At 51.7% G+C, this 17724-nt stretch carries 23 protein-coding genes and 1 pseudogene; 19 read left to right on the top strand and 5 right to left on the bottom strand.

What is annotated here, in order from left to right:
- Positions 1 to 151: 151 nt before the first annotated feature.
- Both EH207_RS16970 and EH207_RS16965 read right to left on the bottom strand, forming a co-directional pair.
- Positions 152 to 1141 carry a phage integrase gene (locus EH207_RS16970; protein WP_137715039.1) on the bottom strand — a complete coding sequence of 330 codons (990 nt, stop codon included), beginning with the start codon at positions 1139 to 1141 and terminating at the stop codon, positions 152 to 154.
- Between the two features lie 103 nt (positions 1142 to 1244).
- Positions 1245 to 1538 (bottom strand): helix-turn-helix domain-containing protein, encoded by a 294-nt coding sequence (locus tag EH207_RS16965; RefSeq protein WP_137715038.1) that lies wholly within the window; start codon positions 1536 to 1538, stop codon positions 1245 to 1247.
- 161 nt (positions 1539 to 1699) lie between these two features.
- Between EH207_RS16965 and EH207_RS16960 the strand changes: the two genes are divergently transcribed.
- On the top strand, positions 1700 to 1909 hold the full coding sequence (locus EH207_RS16960; protein WP_137715037.1) for a hypothetical protein: 210 nt from the start codon (positions 1700 to 1702) through the stop codon (positions 1907 to 1909).
- Here EH207_RS16960 and EH207_RS16955 read toward each other — a convergent pair.
- The gene (locus tag EH207_RS16955; protein ID WP_175413705.1) at positions 1887 to 2345 is read right to left on the bottom strand and encodes an ECs1072 family phage-associated protein; all 459 of its coding nucleotides are present in this window, start codon (positions 2343 to 2345) and stop codon (positions 1887 to 1889) included. The two genes, EH207_RS16960 and EH207_RS16955, sit on opposite strands and share 23 nt — an antisense overlap.
- A 140-nt stretch (positions 2346 to 2485) precedes the next feature.
- On the opposite strand from EH207_RS16955, the gene EH207_RS16950 reads away from it, so the two are divergent.
- From EH207_RS16950 to EH207_RS16895, 13 genes and pseudogenes are all read left to right on the top strand, one after another.
- A complete protein-coding gene (locus EH207_RS16950) occupies positions 2486 to 2758 on the top strand; it encodes a Cox family DNA-binding protein (protein WP_137715035.1) in 273 nt (90 codons plus the stop codon).
- The gene (locus EH207_RS18480; protein ID WP_137715034.1) at positions 2734 to 2967 is read left to right on the top strand and encodes a DUF4761 domain-containing protein; all 234 of its coding nucleotides are present in this window, start codon (positions 2734 to 2736) and stop codon (positions 2965 to 2967) included. The genes EH207_RS16950 and EH207_RS18480 overlap by 25 nt, the downstream gene beginning before the upstream one ends.
- On the top strand, positions 2960 to 3160 hold the full coding sequence (locus EH207_RS16940; protein ID WP_137715033.1) for a phage filamentation protein Fil family protein: 201 nt from the start codon (positions 2960 to 2962) through the stop codon (positions 3158 to 3160). The genes EH207_RS18480 and EH207_RS16940 overlap by 8 nt, the downstream gene beginning before the upstream one ends.
- A 5-nt stretch (positions 3161 to 3165) precedes the next feature.
- Complete coding sequence (locus tag EH207_RS16935) at positions 3166 to 3501, top strand: DUF5347 family protein (protein WP_137715032.1); 336 nt, start codon at positions 3166 to 3168, stop codon at positions 3499 to 3501.
- A gap of 70 nt (positions 3502 to 3571) precedes the next feature.
- Positions 3572 to 3805, top strand: coding sequence for a DUF2732 family protein (locus EH207_RS16930; RefSeq protein WP_137715031.1), 234 nt, complete (start codon positions 3572 to 3574; stop codon positions 3803 to 3805).
- Positions 3802 to 4338 (top strand): annotated as a pseudogene (locus EH207_RS18475) (3'-5' exonuclease); the annotation flags it as partial. The gene EH207_RS16930 and the pseudogene EH207_RS18475, both read left to right, overlap by 4 nt.
- A complete protein-coding gene (locus tag EH207_RS18650) occupies positions 4312 to 4692 on the top strand; it encodes a DUF7415 domain-containing protein (protein WP_425456731.1) in 381 nt (126 codons plus the stop codon). The pseudogene EH207_RS18475 and the gene EH207_RS18650, both read left to right, overlap by 27 nt.
- Entirely contained in the window at positions 4689 to 5519 is an 831-nt protein-coding gene (locus EH207_RS16920; protein WP_137715029.1) for a DNA adenine methylase, read from the top strand. Before EH207_RS18650 ends, EH207_RS16920 begins: the two co-directional genes overlap by 4 nt.
- Complete coding sequence (locus EH207_RS16915; protein WP_137715028.1) at positions 5516 to 6535, top strand: DNA cytosine methyltransferase; 1020 nt, start codon at positions 5516 to 5518, stop codon at positions 6533 to 6535. Before EH207_RS16920 ends, EH207_RS16915 begins: the two co-directional genes overlap by 4 nt.
- Positions 6535 to 9078, top strand: a complete 2544-nt coding sequence (locus tag EH207_RS16910) for a replication endonuclease (protein ID WP_137715027.1) — start codon at positions 6535 to 6537, stop codon at positions 9076 to 9078. The genes EH207_RS16915 and EH207_RS16910 overlap by 1 nt, the downstream gene beginning before the upstream one ends.
- A gap of 93 nt (positions 9079 to 9171) precedes the next feature.
- Entirely contained in the window at positions 9172 to 9876 is a 705-nt protein-coding gene (locus EH207_RS16905; RefSeq protein ID WP_137715026.1) for a DNA adenine methylase, read from the top strand.
- Between the two features lie 82 nt (positions 9877 to 9958).
- Positions 9959 to 10219: a type II toxin-antitoxin system RelE family toxin gene (locus tag EH207_RS16900; RefSeq protein WP_137715025.1), complete on the top strand. Its 261-nt coding sequence runs from the start codon at positions 9959 to 9961 to the stop codon at positions 10217 to 10219.
- A gap of 70 nt (positions 10220 to 10289) precedes the next feature.
- Positions 10290 to 10658, top strand: coding sequence for a helix-turn-helix domain-containing protein (locus EH207_RS16895; RefSeq protein ID WP_137715024.1), 369 nt, complete (start codon positions 10290 to 10292; stop codon positions 10656 to 10658).
- 470 nt (positions 10659 to 11128) lie between these two features.
- Here EH207_RS16895 and EH207_RS16890 read toward each other — a convergent pair whose 3' ends face one another.
- Positions 11129 to 12175 carry a phage portal protein gene (locus EH207_RS16890; protein ID WP_137715023.1) on the bottom strand — a complete coding sequence of 349 codons (1047 nt, stop codon included), beginning with the start codon at positions 12173 to 12175 and terminating at the stop codon, positions 11129 to 11131.
- Between the two features lies 1 nt (position 12176).
- Positions 12177 to 13898, bottom strand: a complete 1722-nt coding sequence (locus tag EH207_RS16885; protein WP_137715022.1) for a terminase large subunit domain-containing protein — start codon at positions 13896 to 13898, stop codon at positions 12177 to 12179.
- A 161-nt stretch (positions 13899 to 14059) separates the two neighbouring features.
- Between EH207_RS16885 and EH207_RS16880 the strand changes: the two genes are divergently transcribed.
- The 5 genes from EH207_RS16880 to EH207_RS16860 all read left to right on the top strand — a co-directional run bounded on the left by EH207_RS16880 (position 14060) and on the right by EH207_RS16860 (position 17722).
- Entirely contained in the window at positions 14060 to 14893 is an 834-nt protein-coding gene (locus EH207_RS16880; protein ID WP_137715021.1) for a GPO family capsid scaffolding protein, read from the top strand.
- A gap of 22 nt (positions 14894 to 14915) precedes the next feature.
- A complete protein-coding gene (locus tag EH207_RS16875; RefSeq protein ID WP_137715020.1) occupies positions 14916 to 15962 on the top strand; it encodes a phage major capsid protein, P2 family in 1047 nt (348 codons plus the stop codon).
- A 45-nt stretch (positions 15963 to 16007) separates the two neighbouring features.
- Entirely contained in the window at positions 16008 to 16922 is a 915-nt protein-coding gene (gene gpM, locus EH207_RS16870) for a phage terminase small subunit (RefSeq protein WP_137715019.1), read from the top strand.
- Between the two features lie 102 nt (positions 16923 to 17024).
- Positions 17025 to 17522 carry a head completion/stabilization protein gene (locus EH207_RS16865; RefSeq protein ID WP_137715018.1) on the top strand — a complete coding sequence of 166 codons (498 nt, stop codon included), beginning with the start codon at positions 17025 to 17027 and terminating at the stop codon, positions 17520 to 17522.
- On the top strand, positions 17522 to 17722 hold the full coding sequence (locus EH207_RS16860; RefSeq protein WP_137715017.1) for a tail protein X: 201 nt from the start codon (positions 17522 to 17524) through the stop codon (positions 17720 to 17722). Before EH207_RS16865 ends, EH207_RS16860 begins: the two co-directional genes overlap by 1 nt.
- Positions 17723 to 17724: the final 2 nt, after the last annotated feature.

Below are 17724 nucleotides of genomic sequence, written 5' to 3'. Positions count from 1 at the left end.
CTTTTCGCCCTCCATGATGGAGGGCTTTTTTTTGCGGTTTTTCTGGAAAATCGTCTTAAAACAACCGCTTATTAAGCGATTACAAGCAACTATAAACGGTTAGAAAGTGGTCAAAAACCGGTCGTTTTTGGCAAATGTGGTCACTGAGTGGTCACTGATAAACGGATATTTTCCCCCGCAACGGGTTGAGCGTAATAGCGTTTTCCAGATAGTCCGGTGCCAGGTGCGCGTAAGTCATGGTCTGCTGGATGCTGGCATGACCTAAAATCTGCTGTAGCGCAACCAGGCTTCCTCCATTCATCACAAAATGACTGGCGAACGTATGCCGCAATATGTGTGATGCCTGGCCTTTCGGTATATCCGGTTTCACCGCTCTGATTTGTTCGCAGAACGCCGAATAGTCCACCTTAAACAGCCTGCCGGTTTCGCGGGTTTTGATAGCCCGTTCCACTTCTTCCGAAATGGGGATGGTTCTATTTTTGCCGTTCTTTGTTTCCGTAAACGTAACCCGGCAGTTTATCACCTGATCGGCGCGCAATGCGCTGGCCTCTCCCCATCTTGCCCCGGTGCTCAGGCATAACACCGCCAGCCTGTACGAGTCGTCTTCCAGCACGGCCAGCAACCGCGCGATCTCCGCTTCCGTCAGGAATGTGACCGATGCCGGTTTTTCGGTTAGCGGCGGCAAGCCTTTTAGTGGATTATCACCCGCGTAGACTTCCAGCTTAATCAACGCTGAAAACATGCCGGAAAGCCGGTACATGTCGCGGTTAATAGTTGACGGGTTAATGCCGCCAGTAAGCCGCAGTGTACGAAATTCCAGTATCGCGCGTTTATTTATCCGGCAGATCTCCGGGTCGCCCATCTGTCCGGTTGTGCGCTTCAGGTGTCGCTTTTCAATCATGCCATTTTTCAACGTCTGGCCGTGATAAAGCCACCATAATTCGACCAGCTCGCTGAGCTGGCGACGCTCAACGCCATAGCCGTGCTGCCATTGCTTTTTGTCTGCTCTGGATAGCGTATAGCGCTCAAAGGCTATCGCCTCTGTCTTTTTCTCAAATTTCCGCCGGGTGCGTTTTCCTTGCATTCCGATCGGGCGTATGTCCACTTCATATCGACCATCATCGAGCTTCTTAATTGCCATTACGAAGCCCTCATGATGAGAGTGATATCAACTACAGATATGGATTTCGATGTATAACACTGTTTAAAACGCTGATGCCTGCAAATGTAAGCAACATAGAGACTTATCCAGCTTTTTGGCCTGAGCGCGGTGAGATTGTTTCTTCTGGCCCAATGTGTGCGAGGGCCGGTGCAATTTGACCAGCCTCTGGCGCTGTCTTATCCGTCATTAGCCAGAGGGTGTACTTCTCGAATAGTTTGGTGTTGGTCACTTGTAGCACTACTTGGATCCCCGGCTCTTGGTGCCCTCCTTCATAATTTTTTACTGTTCCCAATGCTATTCCGCTGATTTCACAGAATTTAGCCTGAGTCAGACCCTCAGCTTTCCTGATCGCCCTTAGTTTTTGTGAAATTTTCATTTGACAAGTTCCTGACTTAATGACTATATTCACCTCAAAAGGTTTGTAACTCAGTACCTTTCAAGACACGAAATACCAACCGCGCAAGCAAGCAACAGAAAGCAAGCCTAAGCGATTGGCGATCGAGTGAGAGTATCACGACACAGTGAAGGGGTGAACGGATGGGAAGCGAGAATAAAGCACAACCGAAAATATTCCGGGCGGGGTTGAGTGATGATGAATTGATTGGATTCCTGCGTGATGTGATTAAAAAGATTGAGATCCGCAAGATTTCCGAGGGAAGGCCGGAAAAATTGCGGGCTCAAGCAGTAGAGGCTGAAAAAGACTTAGTTAAACTGGATAAGGATATTAACTCAGCCATCTTTCGGTAAATTCAGGATCCCATTCAGAGTCCTGAAAATAACGCTTTTCATCCGGAACAGATTGAGAATCAGGGTTGTTAGCATAATAGAAATTTTTTCGGATAAATTCATCAACGTCCGTGGGTAAATTGTATGCCGTAATATCATCCCATAGAACAATTAAAGAATCATGAAGCCCCATGTTCTTCGCTGTTTCTAATGGAATACCCTTTTTAGTGAAAAGGTAATGATAAAGCGCGTTTTTTCCAAATAAAACGAGTCGTTCATTATCGAATTTTTCTCTGTGTTCAATAAGGAGAACGTCAAGTTTGAAAATAATTAGCGCTCTATGGGTTATGTAGTTTTTTGCCTCACTCATACAGCTATCTTTGATATTTAAAGAGTTATCAACGCGCGTGACGATTTTATCAAACACGCGGTGACAGGAAGAAATATTCAATTCCATGTTGATTCCTTGTGGTTGGTTGTTTTGCCCGTGGTTCCGCTCAGAACAAGGCGGGCATAGCAAAAATAGCATAGCCCACGCGCCGGGCGTGGTGAAAAATCCCGGCACACATTCCAATAATTGAAAAAAGGAGTCTAGCAATGAGCGACGGTGTTTATGAGATTCGCCACCCGGTTGATGCGGTGCCGTATCAGAAGTTTGCAGAAATGATCGGGAAGTCGGAAGCGGCAGTAAAGGGCATGGTTGATAACGGCAAGTTGCCGCTGATTCCGTGGGTTAACCCAGAAAACCCAAGCCCGCGCCGCGGGGAAAATTGGGTATATATCCCAGAGTTTAATCGCGCTATGCGTGATGCCTTCATGAATCGGCCGAAAGAACAGCGCGACGCATGGTTATTGTGGCTGGGGCTGTAATAAATAAGAGAGGCGCCGTGAATCTGGTTCAGCTAAATAGCAAAACGTCGCTATATCGTGGTTTCACTATTTTAAAGTTGCCACGTAAAAAACCATATAACCGTCAGCGTTATCAAATCACGCGAGAATGCAATTATTTCGGGTTGGACTTTGCGTTGGCAGAAGCATGTAAAACTATAGATAAATTATGTGGGGTTAAAAATGATTAGCATCGCGCGTTTATTAATATCTCAATCACCCGCCCCACAGCCTGAAAATAAAGGCTGGTTGGAATTGCCGAACGGCCGGCGTGTTCAACCAACACCCACGCAAGCCTACTTTGCACCGTCGAGTAAAAAACCTTACGTGCCAACACCGAAGCGCCGCCGCTGGTTTGCGTGGTTGCTAGGTATTACGGCGTAACTGTCATGGCTAACACCGAAGCCGCCCGCGCCGTTCCGCTGAGTATCGCCGCCAGAACTGACGGGCTGAACCATATAGCAATGCTGAGAGGTAAACACTTCAAGACAAATAGCGAAAAAGACATGTGCCGATTTATTGACGATATGCGGGATAAAATAGACGACGATTATCACAAAAATATGCGTGTGCTATCAGCGATATTTGAATTAGCGGATATAGAGATAGAAAGGCATCACTTGAAATTTAATGAACTGACAACTGACGAGAAAGAAAGGCTGATTAAAGCAATGAATAAACTTAAGGCAGTTGTGAGTTTATTTCCCAGACATTTAATTCTTTAACCGTAATAAAAACCCATTTTTTAGGCGTAAACCCGCCGGGCTTTTTATTACCTGAAAAAAGGAAATCACGATGAAAAATGCAGAAATTAAACAGATGCAAATCGCTGGCAGTGACGCGCTTGTTGAACTGCTGAAAAAAGAAAAACAGGGAGAACGTCAAGATCAGCATTTGGCCTTTTCGCTGCGCCTTGCTGCGCTGTCGATCCATGCTCAGAAAAATGAATTTTCTGCCCCTGAAATCATAGAAATACTGCGTAAAGAGTCGGAACGGTTTGAAAACTCAGCACAGGAAATAACGCTATGAACAATGTCATGATCGATCTGGAAACAGTGGGTAAGAAGCCCAATGCACCAATAGCGTCTATCGGTGCCGTTTTCTTTAATCCGGCTGAGTATGGTCTGGGTGAAAAGTTCTATTGCCGTGTTGATTTTGAAAATCATATGAAAAACGGCGCAGTGCCAGATGGCGACACTATCAAATGGTGGTTGCGCCAACCATCCGAAGCGCGCGCCGAGTTAATCAGCGATGATGCCTTGCCGATCTGGGATGCGGTTAGTCAGTTTAGTGATTGGCTGACAGATAACGCTGATGAATTGGAAACGCTGAAAGTGTGGGCGAAAGGCCCGTCTTTTGATTTTGTCATTCTGAAATTAGCATTTGAGTGCACTGATACGGATGTTCCGTGGAAGTATTGGAATGAGCGGGATGTCAGGGCCATTGAAGATATCGGGCGCGAAAAGAATATCGGCACCCACATGTTCGATGGGCGCAAACACCATGCGTTAGATGACGCAGTTAATCAAGCAGGCTTGGTTACTTTCATCTGGAATAACTTACCTTATGAAAAGGCGCTCCCGCAAAAAATAGGCGGTTACGACTGGATTGATTGGAACGAAATAAGCGCGCGAGGATTGTTACAGACGATCAATGAAGAGCTTTTGCATCCGCTGGGGCTGGCCGTTTTTCGCGATCCAGAAACGGGGGTTTCAGCAGGCGCACTAATTTCTAATGATGGTCAATGGGAGTACGACAAGACTCTACATAAGCCGTTAAGTGATTTGGTATTCAGTGAGGTTGCGGATTTCTTTGCAGGATTGGATCAGCCTGGCGAACCATCATCACCCGCAGAAATGCAGAGAGCGCTGCTTGTCCGCTTGGAACAAGTAATCAATGCGAGGGCGCCGAAATGATCCGCCCGTTCATCAAATGGGCGGGGGGTAAAACCCGCGTCCTTCCTGATTTGTTGCCGCACTTGCCGAAAGGCGATCGCCTGTTTGAGCCATTTGTCGGCGGTGCATCGGTATTCCTGAATACCGACTATCCCCGTTATGTACTGGGTGATATCAACGCCGATCTTATTAATACGTACCAGATGGCTAAGAATGCCACCAAACCTTTTATCCGCATCGCGAAAGAGCTATTCGAAAACGGCAATAGCCTGATCGAATTTTGCCGTAATCGCGACACGTTCAACGCCATATCAGACGATGAACATATGTTAAAGGCCGCTTTATTCCTATACCTAAATCGCCACTGCTATAACGGCCTTTGCCGTTACAACCGTGCCGGTTTGTTTAATGTCCCGTTCGGGAACTATAAAAAGCCTTACTTCCCGGAAGCCGAAATAAAGTTATTCGCAGAGAAGGCAAACGACACCACAACCTGTTTTGTCAGGGCCGATTTTCGGGAAGTACTGAAAGCAAGGACGATAAACGAAAATAGCGTTATCTATTGCGATCCGCCGTATTTGCCGGCCAGCGATACAGCCAATTTTACTCAATATCACCACGCCGCATTTACCGGCGAACATCACCGCGAATTAGCAGCGGCATTGCTGAACGTGAACCAGTCACGCGGCGCGGCTGTTGTTATCTCAAACAGCGATACCCCAGCAACCCGCGAGATTTACCAGAACTACCGGTTTCATGAGATCAGCGTAAACCGTTCGCTGAGCGCTGCCGCCGCATCACGGAAAAAGATCGGGGAATTGATTGGCGTGCTGGAGGCAGATCAATGACCGCCTACTACAACGAGATCGATCCCTTTGCAGCCCAATGGCTGCGCAATCTTATTGCCGCCGGCCATATCGCGCCGGGGGACGTTGACGAGCGTTCAATCGAGGATGTAACACCTGATGACCTTAGAAACTACACCCAATGTCACTTTTTCGCCGGGATCGGAGTGTGGTCATACGCCCTGCGCCGCGCGGGATGGCCGGATGATAAACCCGTCTGGACGGGATCATGCCCTTGCCAACCTTTCAGCGCGGCAGGCAAGAAAGGCGGGTTTGCTGATGAGCGGCACTTGTGGCCCGCTTTCTATCACCTCATTAACCAATATCGGCCTACAGTTGTCTTTGGAGAACAGGTTGCAAGTAAAGACGGCCTCGCTTGGCTCGACGTTGTACAAACTGACATGGAAGCATCGTTCTATGCCGTCGCAGCGGTTGATTTATGCGCTGCGAGCGTCGGCGCGCCGCACATCCGCCAACGTCTTTTTTGGGTGGCCGACTACAACAGCGAACAATGGAACCGGGGCGGGAACAAACGGCAGGATGGGCGGCATGAATCTGCAAACGGTGGCGCAGTTAGCGGGGTGGAATACACCGACAGCAACCGATCACAAAGGCGGGTATTTGGGGGGGCGAATGAGAAACGGAAAGTTGAGCACGGATCGGTTGGATGTGACGGCACAACTGGCGGGATGGCCTACCCCGCTATCGGGCAGCAACGACAGATCGGGAGTGCCAGACCGCGCACTGAACATGAAAGATCAGCGCGGGAAAAAGTATCAGCAGCGCTTACAGGATTTCGCGGCGATAGCGGAGCCTTGCAGGTTAACGGTTTTTGGCGTGATGCAGATTGGCTCTTCTGCCGGGATGGAAAGTGGAGGCCAGTTGAACCCGGCACATTCCCGCTGGCTCATGGGATTACCAACCGTGTGGGACGACTGCGCGCCTATGGAAACGCGATCAACGCGGAAGCAGCCAAAGAGTTTATAACGGCATTTCTTGATGTTCGGCGGGGTAATTAATGTCCGAGCAGTGGGCCTACCCCTGGAACGCGCCGCGCCCCGCGATCTCCGCGTATCAGGGGATCGCTGATTCCCTTCCTTCTCTGGCGGTAAATACTACCGAGCCGCATCCCGTCGTCGAGGAGCATCTTAAGCGGCTGGTATCACGCGCTGCTTTCTCTGATCTGGATATCGATCAGGCCGTCGCGCGGCTGGACTATTTCGAGTCTAATGCAACATTGCTGACGATGCGCCGCCGATTCGCTGAAGCGGTGCAGGCAGAGCATCAGGCCGCATTAAAAAACTGGATGGAAACGCCGGAAGGTGTGGAAGCCCGGTTGCGCGAACAACCGTTTTTTATCCGTGATACCTACCGGCAAAAAATAGAATGGCTGTGGGCCAACCGCGAACCGCGACACGTCAGCGCCTTTTTCATGGGAACCGTGAAAAAAGCCCTGCTGCGTCTGGATGCCGTGCGCACAAAACAGGGCGTGCGCGATGGTTTTGTGTCAGAACTCGCGAGCTACTGGCGGGCGCGCTGGGCGCATCTGGCCGAGTTCACCAAGCGTGAAGTAATTAACGCCGGTCATGCTATCGCCGCCAGCGTCGCGGAAATGTTTGAAACCGAATGCGGTAATTCTTCGCCGGAAAATCTGACAAATGAAGAGATACAGACGCTTTTTTGGCATCTGGGGCGAGAAATGCTGGCGCTGCGGGTTACTCCGCCATGCTGGGGCGTGATTATCGGTGATAACGAATCACGAAATCGTATTTACTCCGCCATTCTGCGCATTACTAACCCTGAATGGTGGGGACGTAAGCTATGGCGTTTACGCTGTGAATGGAGAGAAAACCAGTTCCGCGCTATTGGCGTGATCCATAAAAAGCGTATGCCTTATGTCAGCATTGACGCGCTAAACCAGTGGCAAGAGCAGCGCCGCAAAAATCGCGCCTTCTTTAAGGCACATGAATTGGTTGATGAAGATGGCAACATTGCATCACTCGAAGATATGGTGTATGCCAGCATTAGCAATCCGGTTATTCGTCGGCATGAGCTAATGACGCGCATGGCGGGTGTTGAAATGGTTGCTATTTCGCGTAGTGATGAGGGGATTTTTCTTACTATTACCTGCCCGTCCCGCTATCACGCCACAATTCAGAGCGGCCATCAAAATCCCAAGTGGGATACCTCATCCCCTCGTCAGGGACAGCGTTACTTATGCAAAACTTGGGCTAAGGCTATGTCGGCACTCAACCGTCGCGGCCTGCGGCCCTATGGTTTTCGTGTTGCCGAGCCGCATCACGACGCTACACCACACTGGCATGTTTTGCTGTTTATGCCGCCAGAAGACAGAAAAGAAATTACCTGCATTCTGCGTGAATACTTTATTGCCGAAGACCGCGCGGAGTTGGGCCGCAATACCGGCGCCCGTTTCAAAGCGAAGAGACTCGATCCGAAAAAAGGCAGCGCTACGGCATACGTGGCGAAATACATCAGCAAAAACATTGATGGTTACGCACTTGATGGCGAGCTTGATGGCGAAACCGGAAAGCCCCTGCGCGAGACGGCTAAGTTTGCGATGGCGTGGGCGTCACAGAATAACATTCGCCAGTTTCAACCGTTCGGCCTGCCGCCGGTCACGGTATGGCGCGAACTGCGCCGACTGGCGAACCAGCTTACTGCGATGCAGAAAGAAGCCGGAACATTTAAACGCGGTGCCGCTCAACTTGCCGATCCCTCAATGGATGCCGTGTTAGCGTCTGCCGATGCCGGATGTTTTGCTACTTATATTGAAAAACAAGGCGGCGTGCTGATCCCGCGTGAGCGATACACGGTACGCATCGCTTATGAAGAGGCAGACGAGCAAAACACCTACGGCGAAACGCCGGAAAAAATCTACGGGGTATTTTCTCCGCGCCTGGGGGCGCTCTCGCGTATCTGTACCCGGTTAATCAAGTGGAAAATCAGAAAAAAACAGGCCGTTGACGATGGCGCCAATGCCAGCGCCGTGAGGGTTTTGGCCGTTACGTCGCCCTCCGGCGACGCTTGGAGTTCTGTCAATAACTCTACGGTAGGCGAAAAAACAGTCATTCCGGAAGACATAGCTGGGGGTGACTGTGCCAGCTGTGAACCGCCGCACGGAGAGATTGACAGCACATCAGAACAAGAAAGCATCGACTTTGAGCAGATGACGGACGCGGAACGGCGCGAATTGCTAAACCGGCTCAGGTCGCAACCGCCGGATCGGCGACAAAATAAATACTCGTCCACAACTCAGCCCATTAAAGCGAATGAAAAACAGACGGTTAGCAAACTGTCGGACGAGTGGCGCGTCAGCGTTACCGATTTCGCCCGGTCGCTGGGTTGGGATATCAGCCGCGGGGAAGTTCAGCGCCTGGCAATGGGCTATGCGATCACCTTTGCTGGTCGGCCATACATTGCGCGCGCTGACGGGTGCCTGTACTGCGCGCCGGTGAAGGGACGGGAATCTGTGGATCAGGATAAAGCGGTGACGTTATTGAAACGTGTCGCCGCGCTGCGGGAGTTAGCCGCACAGTCGTAAATGGCTGTGTTGGCCAGCGGCATCGATCACCGTCAGAAATGACACTGCTGCAGCACAGATAAACACAGCTATGTGGTACCGAAAGGGGGAAATATGGGGTATTTGGGAAGTAAGGCCGCGTCCGGAGCGTATCAGAAAATTATCGCTAACATGCCGCCGCATGATGTGTATGTTGAAACACATCTGGGCGGCGGTGCGATCATGTTGAATAAACCACCCGCGAGGTTAAATATTGGGATTGATATTGATCCGGATACCGTTGAGGCGTTTTGCCAGTTCAATCCTGATTTTGTAGATCGGCTAGATACGCAGCTAAGAATCATAAATGAGGATGCCATTGATTTTTTGCAAAGCCACGACCTCGAACCAATGGGTCGTACTTTGATTTATGCAGACCCTCCCTATCTGCTGGAGACCAGAACCAGCCGCGCCCGCTATCGGCATGAATACACTGTTGATGATCATCGGGATTTAATCGCTATTCTACAGCAGGTTCCTTACAGCGTAATGATTTCCGGCTATCCGTCAGCGCTCTATGACGAGCTTTTAAAGGGCTGGCGATCGGTAACGTTCCAGGTGATGACGCGCGGTGGGGCCAGGACAGAAAAACTATGGATGAACTATCCAGAAAGCTCGGCCTACAGCGCCAAATATGCTGGTAAAGATTACATTGATCGGCAGCGTATCAAGCGAAAAGCGGAACGATGGGCGGCAAAATACCGGGCTATGATGCCAGCGGAACGGCTGGCGGTGATGACGGCATTATGTGAAGTTGATGTCAGAGCACAAAATAATTAGATAATTATTGATAAGATTAGATAAATATCTTATTATTATCTCATCCCAAGCGGATATGCTCTTTAAAAAACCGAGGAAGCTGATGGTAAAGGTAATCTGGACAAGGAAAGCGTTGAAACAACGTTCAACGATAGACCGAAGATATCAGGACACCATAAGTGAGAAAGTTGCCGAACTGGAGAACTTCCCCGCCGTCAAACTGGATATTACTACGCTGAAGGGTGAGGCGGGTAAATTCAGGCTACGGACTGGAGACTACAGGGTAATTTTTGAAATCATTAAAGGTGAGCCAGTTGTCTGTGAAGTTCAGGCGGTCAAGCGCAGAACATCAACAACTTACTAATTATCAGGCGGGGTAACCCGCCAGTTTCCTTATGACATACACCGCGACTCACTGACACCCGGATGAAATTATGTCAAAACTACAATTTATCAATGACGTGAATGGTAAACCACAGTTCGTGGTATTATCAATCAAAGAGTATGAAAAGATGTTGTCTGATAGCGATTCAGGCTATGAGGACATTCCTTATGTTGCTGATGAGCACGATAACGAAACCGTGCCTAATGACGTGGTAGAAATCATGTTCCGTGATGATGTTAGCCTGCTTGCTGCCTGGCGCATTCATCGCGGATTATCACAATACGATGTGGCCGAAAAGCTGGGGACAACACAATCAGCGGTTTCACAGTGGGAAGCGAAAGATTCCCGCCCGCAGAAAAAAACCCGCGAAAAACTGGCTGAACTTTATCACTGCCGTCCTGAGCAAATGACGCTTTGATGATGTTGCTACTGACCCGCTTCGGCGGGTTTTCTTTTGCCTGAAAAGCACTGCACAATCCCGCACAAATTTGCACAATTTTTTCACATCATTGAATCCCATCCCGCGCCAGTCACGGCGCGGTTTTCTCTACCCTGATATATTGCACAAAAAGAGGCATGTTTAGCGCGCAGGCGAGGCGGGGGAGCAAGCGCGCGCTTTGGGGGGTAGGTAGGGGGCTGATGCCTCCTAAATCGCTTGCTGGGAGGTGCGCACCGCATCGGTGCGTCAATCGGATAGGTGTGAGAAAACGCGCCAGTGTGCCGCCTGTCGCGTCTGGTGTGGGGTTAATGGGCTGCGGTAAATGGATCGGTTGTGGCTATGCTCGATGCATAATGTTTGGGGAGTTATCGGGGCGTTGGCCGGAATAGTCAGCCATGACTATGTTATCCTGATCGCCACGCCGCCGCCGGGCAGCATGGCCGTGATGATTATTTGTCGGTATCCAGCAGCGCGTAAGGGTTGAAGCGTATCACTTCCTCGCCCAGCCATTCATTTACATACTTCATCGCTTCCATGACCGGGGTAAGTTCATTGATGGCGAATACCTTTGCGGCCTTTTCGATATCACCAAATGAACCATTGCCTTCGGGTATAGCGCCCATCAGTTGAGGCGGCACACGATGCGCTGCCAGAATGTCATCACGCGTTGCCGACTTAACGCCAATGAATTCATCCTTTGCCGATATCTGACTAAACGGCAGGATCTGCACGGAGTCTTTACCACCATTTGGCGCATGTAGCAGAATGTTTTTGAAAGCCCCGCCCCGTCGCGTATCCGTCAGCGTCTTTTTTAATTTGTCCAGGCTTTCCTGATCGGCAATGGCGCTGTTAACGTAGACGATGCAGCCCGCATGACTGCCATTGTCGTAGTACAGTTTGCGAAACATATCGGCAGAGTGAGACAGGTTGGCGGACAGCAGCCCCGCCAGATATTCCGGCATCCCGTAGATTTCCTGATGAATATCAGGATTGATAACGTGACAAACATCACCGGTCTTAAACGAATAATCATCCAGCCCAGACTGAATAAACCAGTAGGTATCCAGATCGGAACCGCGCCGGGTGTATTTTGCCAGGACATGACGTAATGATAGCGGGCCACCAAACACGTTCTTTCGTAATTCAAGATAGGCATTGCCGAAAACCAGCCAGTCAAGCGCAAACGCGGAGAACATCTGGCGGGACAGCAGCTTGTGAGGAATGAAACAGCCAGCCAGTACATTGCGCTTGAATATCAGCGCCGACTGGTGCCAACTGGCATGACCGAATTGTCGCGCCAGACCGTACCAATTGATCGGCGTCTCGTAGTACCGGCCATTGTCGGCGCAATACATCGAGTCCAACAAGTCATAGGACGATGTGAGCGGCCAGGGGCCGTCAAACGTAAACGTGTTCAGGCCGGGGAGTTTTTGTAGTTCTGCGGCCAGATCCGTCCCGGATTGCCGCCGCGCACGCGGTGATTTTCGTCTGCTCAATTTAATACTCCATAACCGTCATTGTGCTGCCGCCGTCTTGCCCCAGCGGTTCGTTAATAATTGCGAGCATGGTCGCCCAGGCAAGATCGCCGTGGCTAACGCCTCGTGTGCGATCGGTGTCATACGTTATAACCCCGCCGGGGGTAACAATCTTGCGAACAGCGCTGAACGCTGTGATCAGGTCATATTCTCCCCTGTCATACTCCCAGCGCCCACCCCGGACTATCTGTTGCATTTTCAATACCAGCATCCGCTTGCTGGCTGGTGAGAACTGATAGCAGGCTGCCGCCGGGAATCTTTTCTTTATCAGTTGGTAAACCGCCTCACCAATCCCACTGCCGTCAATACCAATGTGCTGAACGTTGTAGCGTGACAACATGCCAATAATCAGGTTGGCCTGTTCTTCAAACTCCATGCCCCGGATACGTAACGTTTCAATGGTGCGGAATTTGCCTCCGCCGACCAACGGCGCCGCACTGACTGAAATAGCGCCGCTATCACCTTTCCCGCTGGCGCCGTTGGGATCGTAACCAATCCATATCGGGCGATCGGCCATTGGCCGCATTGCATACGGTTTCCAGTCCGGCCAGTCGTCATAACCATCAGCGCCGCAGGTCAGCAGCATGTTGTAGTCGAAAGCCGATTCGCCGTTTTTAATAAACTGGCAATCGTAAAGATTGTTGTATTCCTCCGGGCTGTTCTCCTGGCGGATTTCGTCAATGTCAGTGAGATCCCAGCCGTGATCGATGGCGTCCTGTAGGGTGACAATCTGCCGCCAAATGTTGTCGGGACACATCAGGCCGCTGTTGAGCGTCTTCCATGAGGTATCGAATTCAACGCGCTTTGCGTGTGTGCGCCCCTTGTTGAAGGCTTCCCCTGTCCAGAACGGATAAGCCTCATGACTTTCAGCAGATGGGGTAGAAAAATAGGTGCGCGTTAACCCTTTCAGGGTTGCCATTGCGCCCGCCACTTTTTTGAGGTTGGCGAACCGACCGACCCAAAAAAACTCATCAAAATACAGATTGCCGGTGTAAGACTGCGCCGTCGCCGCCGAGGTGCCGAGAAAATGAAGCTCGCCACCGTTGGCAAGTTGGATCATGTCGCCGCCTTTCAACTCAACGTCAACCTCTTCCGCAGCAGAACGAATAAAGCTGCGGAACTGGTACGCCTGGCGACGGCTGGCCGACAGAAATATCTGGTTGCGCTGATGCTTGTACTTCACCTCATCTGTCAGCGCCCGTAATAACGCTTCGCGGGCGAAATACCAGGTCGCCCCAATCTGACGAGATTTAAGGATTGCCCGATTACGGTGATGATGATTGTCGTACCAGCCCTGCTGATGCCAGTGCAGCGAACTAAGGATGTTTTCACGCAGCGCGGCGATCTGCGCCTCTGAAAAAAAATTCTGTTTCTTGCGGATCTTTTTTTTCGGTTGAGTGGCCGCTGTGCCGTTATCCAGCTTTTTCAACTGACGCGTCAGCAGGTCGATTTCTTTGAAGTCTCCGCCGGTCTTTTTTTCCTTGCTGGTCAGTTGCACCAGTCGCGCATCAATGGACGTGGTGATCCGTTGAATCGGCGGCGTTTCGTCCCATTCGTCGCGCTTTTTCCAGGCATAGACCGTATTTTGGTTGATACCCATCAGACGCGAGATCTCCGCCGGGGGGTATCCCTGCCAGTAAAGCTGTCTCGCCCGCTGCCTGATGAATGCTTCCTGAACCGTCATTGCCGTCCCCTCATTTACTGATGGGGAGGTTAACCCGCGCGCGCGGGTGTTTTCCTGCGGCTACGGTTGTCTGATTTCTCCTACAACAACAAGGTGTTGAGAGGACAGCTACCGCCCTGCCATCATCATCGGGAACTCAACAAATTCGTGAGCAAGCGAACATGGCAGGCAAAACGAGTACCCGTAAAAAATTCCGCGTGATGACCTCCGGCACCACTATTGATGGCCGTAGCGTCAGTCGCGATCAAATTCATGCGATGGCGGCGGCATATAACCCGGCGGTTTATGGCGCTCGCGTCAATATTGAGCATTATCTGTCGCCATTCCCGGACAGCACATTTTGTGCAATGGGCGATGTGATGGCCCTGTCCGCCGAGGATATCGCTGAGGGGCCATTAACAGGCGAAGCGGCATTGTTTGCCGAAATTGAACCTACTGACCGCATGAAAACCATGACCGACGATGGGAAAAAGATTTATTCCAGCGTCGAAATTCACCCCAAATTCTCTCTGACTAACGGCCCGTATCTGGTCGGCCTGGCAATGACTGATACACCGGCCAGCCTGGGAACTGACAAGCTGAAATTTGCCGCTGAAAAACGCAGTGAAATTATGCGGTTCAACGTGGTAGATGCTGTACCAACCATGTTTACCGCAGCTATTGAAGCTGATTTGGTGCAGGCAGAGCAGGCGCGCGCCGACTCCGGCAAAGAGTGGTTTTCCCGCGTGATGGGCATCCTGGGTAAAGGCAAGAAAACCGACGATGAGCGATTCAGTCAGGTGCATCAGGCGGTTGAAGTGGTTGCACAGTCACAGGCCGATTTAAGTGACCAGTTCAGTACCGCAGAGCAGGAATGCGCCAGCAATAAACAGGCCATCGAAAAGCTGACCACTGATCTGACCGCGCTGCAACGGAAGCTGGAAACCACGGACGGTAATTTCAGCCGCCGCCCGCCTGCCAGCGGTGGCGACGCCGGTCAACTGGCTGAATTCTAATTCAATACGAGAGAACCCAGACATGAGAAATGACACTCGCAAACTGTTTGATCAGTATGTGTCCCAACAGGCGTCGCTGAATGGCGTCACCGTGAACTCGGTGGCGGCGCGGTTCAACGTCGATCCCAGCGTACAGCAAAGGATGGAAGCGGCGGCACAGGAAAGTGATGCTTTCCTGAAACAAATCAACGTATTCGGCGTTAATGAACAGATTGGTGAAAAAATCCTGATCGGCAGTAAGGGGCCATTGGCCGGCGTGAACAACAGCACAACCACGCGCCGCAACCCCGCCCCCAACGGCAGCATGACGCCTTACGATTATATGTGCCGTAAGGTCAACTACGACTATGCGATTAAATACGCACAGTTGGACGCCTGGGCGCATCGGCCTAATTTCCAGCCGCTGATCAGCGCGGCGATGGTGCGCCAGATGTCGCTTGACCGCATCATGATCGGCTTTAACGGCACCAGTTATGCCGATCCGTCAGACCGCACAGCCAATCCGCTGTTGCAGGATTGCGGGATTGGCTGGTTGCAAAAAATCCGCAACGAGGCATCACACCGCATTATCAGCGGCGTGACCATCACTTCGCGCGACCAGAACAACGGCATTATCGCGACCGGCACCTATGGCAACGTGGACGCCGCCGTGTATGACGCGAAAAACAGTCTGATGGATGAGTGGCACAAGCGTAACCCGGATAACGTGGTGATCCTGGCCGGTGATCTACTGACAACCAGTAGCTTCCCGACCATTAACGCCATGAGTCAAACCAACCCCAACAGCGAAATGTTGGCCGGTCAGTTGATTGTGGCCCGCGAACGCGTGGGAAACATGCCGACCTTTATCGCGCCGTACTTTCCGGTCAGCGGCATTCTGATCACGCCGTTTAAAAACCTGTCGCTGTATTACCAGAACGGCGGGCTGCGCCGCACCATCAAGGAAGAGCCGGAATATAACCGCGTCGCTACCTACCAATCGTCTAACGATGATTTTGTCGTGGAGGATTACGGCGCCGTGGCATTTATCGACGGCATCACCTTTGCGCAGGCAGAAAACGGCGGTTAATGACACGCAGGCGGGCCATGCCCGCCGCTATTCGGGGACAGGATAATGCTGACACCGGCACAAAAACATTTTCAAAGGGTCATGGCCGAGCGCCACGGCAACGCGGAAACGCAGACGGACACCGCCCGCACCGCACATGAACAAATTATGCACCGGCTGCGCATGGATCAGAGTGCATTGCGCAAAGTGCAGTCCGACCAGGCGAAAGCTGCCATGAAACAGCGGTTGCTGCCGCAGTATGAGGGCTGGATTGACGGAACGATTGAAGGCGACAGCGGGCGACAGGATGAAGTGATTGTCACTCTGATGGTGTGGGCGATCGATGCCGCTGATTATCCGCTTGCGGTGCGTATTGGCCGCTATGTTGTTACTCACGGCCTCGCCATGCCAGACCGCTTTAACCGTACTGCGCCGACCGTGTTGGTTGAAGAAATCTGCGATCCGATTCTGGTACAGGTGAAAGCCGACGATAGCGCCGATATTTCCAGTTATCTGACTGTGCTGGATGACGTCACCCAGATTGTTGACAGCAAAGACATGCCGGATCAGGTGCGCGCCAAACTGTTTAAAACCCGCGCCTTTGCGCTACGTGGCGGAACTGAGGCAGACCAGGCGACGGCGCTGGAATACCTGCGCGAAGCGTTAAAGCTGGATGCGGGCGCGGGTGTGAAGAAAGAAATCGAACGCCTGGCGCGTCTGGTTAAGAAAGCCAGCCAATCCGTTGATGCAGAGGGTAGAACTGACGCGGGTAACGGGGAGGATGCCGGTAATGCTGCCAATAGTGCCGGGGATGCAACCGAAGGCGTGACGGCTGACGGAAACGCTGAAGCATCGTCAAATGCGGCAGTGGTGGCCATGGCAACGAATAAGACCTCAACCCGCAAAACGGCGGCGACAGCCAGGAAAACAACGCCCCGCAAGGCCGCGGCTAAGAAAACAGAGACCGAAAAAACCGAATAAACGACTTGCGCCCCGTGCGCTGGCGGCGCGGGCGGAGATCTGCAACGTATCGCGTGCGCTTTTCTCCACTCGCTCACCGCCAACTTTTAAGGAGATTGGGCTATGAGCCTTGTTGCCGGACGCACCGTCACCGCCGCCGCTGACGATGTGCCTGATATCGATGATAACGGCGAGAAAGTCAGCGTTAGCGCGTTCTGGCCGGATATTTCATTGAGTGCCGCTCGTATGGAAATGCGCATCAATGGTGCGGTGACCACTACCCGGCTAAAACACGTCGTGATTGAAGCGGTCGCGCATGTCACCGACCAGTTGGAAAAGTGGCAGGTTAGCCAGGAAAGCAACAGTTATTCAACGCTGGCTGACGTACCGGCAAAGCAGGTGAACGGCGAAAGCGTGAAAGTACACCGTTACCGCCGCGCCGTGTTCAGTATCGCGCGCGCATTGCTTATTGAGAACTATCGCGATGTTGACACCACCGGGGACGCTGGCGAGAAGCACGCCAGCGCGCTGACTTTGCAGGCGGCAGATCTATGGCGTGATGCCCGCTGGGCGATAGCAGACATTCGCGGCGCTGTACGCAACTTTGCGGAGGCGTTTTAGTGAAAGTGAAAGCGCTACAGGGCGATACCGTCGACCAACTGTGTTACCGGCATTACGGACGCACGGAAGGCGTAACCGAGGCGGTTATTGCCGCCAACCCCGGCCTGAGTGGTCAATTATTTCTGGCTGCGGGTCAGTCAGTCGAAATGCCGGATAGCGTTGAGGCCGAAGAGCCGCAAATCATCCAGCTTTGGAGCTAATT

The sequence above is a fragment of the Brenneria rubrifaciens genome (genome assembly GCF_005484945.1).
GTDB lineage: Bacteria > Pseudomonadota > Gammaproteobacteria > Enterobacterales > Enterobacteriaceae > Brenneria > Brenneria rubrifaciens.
The sequence above is the reverse complement of the archived record's forward strand: the minus strand, read 5'-3'. Positions and strand labels throughout refer to the sequence as shown.

Excerpts from the sequence above, each read along its gene's own strand:
- EH207_RS16970 (WP_137715039.1), bottom strand. The coding sequence starts at position 1,141 with ATGGCAATTAAGAAGCTCGATGATGGTCGATATGAAGTGGACATACGC.
- EH207_RS16965 (WP_137715038.1), bottom strand. The coding sequence starts at position 1,538 with ATGAAAATTTCACAAAAACTAAGGGCGATCAGGAAAGCTGAGGGTCTG.
- EH207_RS16960 (WP_137715037.1), top strand. The coding sequence starts at position 1,700 with ATGGGAAGCGAGAATAAAGCACAACCGAAAATATTCCGGGCGGGGTTG.
- EH207_RS16955 (WP_175413705.1), bottom strand. The coding sequence starts at position 2,345 with ATGGAATTGAATATTTCTTCCTGTCACCGCGTGTTTGATAAAATCGTC.
- EH207_RS16950 (WP_137715035.1), top strand. The coding sequence starts at position 2,486 with ATGAGCGACGGTGTTTATGAGATTCGCCACCCGGTTGATGCGGTGCCG.
- EH207_RS18480 (WP_137715034.1), top strand. The coding sequence starts at position 2,734 with ATGGTTATTGTGGCTGGGGCTGTAATAAATAAGAGAGGCGCCGTGAAT.
- EH207_RS16940 (WP_137715033.1), top strand. The coding sequence starts at position 2,960 with ATGATTAGCATCGCGCGTTTATTAATATCTCAATCACCCGCCCCACAG.
- EH207_RS16935 (WP_137715032.1), top strand. The coding sequence starts at position 3,166 with ATGGCTAACACCGAAGCCGCCCGCGCCGTTCCGCTGAGTATCGCCGCC.
- EH207_RS16930 (WP_137715031.1), top strand. The coding sequence starts at position 3,572 with ATGAAAAATGCAGAAATTAAACAGATGCAAATCGCTGGCAGTGACGCG.
- EH207_RS16920 (WP_137715029.1), top strand. The coding sequence starts at position 4,689 with ATGATCCGCCCGTTCATCAAATGGGCGGGGGGTAAAACCCGCGTCCTT.
- EH207_RS16915 (WP_137715028.1), top strand. The coding sequence starts at position 5,516 with ATGACCGCCTACTACAACGAGATCGATCCCTTTGCAGCCCAATGGCTG.
- EH207_RS16910 (WP_137715027.1), top strand. The coding sequence starts at position 6,535 with ATGTCCGAGCAGTGGGCCTACCCCTGGAACGCGCCGCGCCCCGCGATC.
- EH207_RS16905 (WP_137715026.1), top strand. The coding sequence starts at position 9,172 with ATGGGGTATTTGGGAAGTAAGGCCGCGTCCGGAGCGTATCAGAAAATT.
- EH207_RS16900 (WP_137715025.1), top strand. The coding sequence starts at position 9,959 with ATGGTAAAGGTAATCTGGACAAGGAAAGCGTTGAAACAACGTTCAACG.
- EH207_RS16895 (WP_137715024.1), top strand. The coding sequence starts at position 10,290 with ATGTCAAAACTACAATTTATCAATGACGTGAATGGTAAACCACAGTTC.
- EH207_RS16885 (WP_137715022.1), bottom strand. The coding sequence starts at position 13,898 with ATGACGGTTCAGGAAGCATTCATCAGGCAGCGGGCGAGACAGCTTTAC.
- EH207_RS16880 (WP_137715021.1), top strand. The coding sequence starts at position 14,060 with ATGGCAGGCAAAACGAGTACCCGTAAAAAATTCCGCGTGATGACCTCC.
- EH207_RS16875 (WP_137715020.1), top strand. The coding sequence starts at position 14,916 with ATGAGAAATGACACTCGCAAACTGTTTGATCAGTATGTGTCCCAACAG.
- gpM (WP_137715019.1), top strand. The coding sequence starts at position 16,008 with ATGCTGACACCGGCACAAAAACATTTTCAAAGGGTCATGGCCGAGCGC.
- EH207_RS16865 (WP_137715018.1), top strand. The coding sequence starts at position 17,025 with ATGAGCCTTGTTGCCGGACGCACCGTCACCGCCGCCGCTGACGATGTG.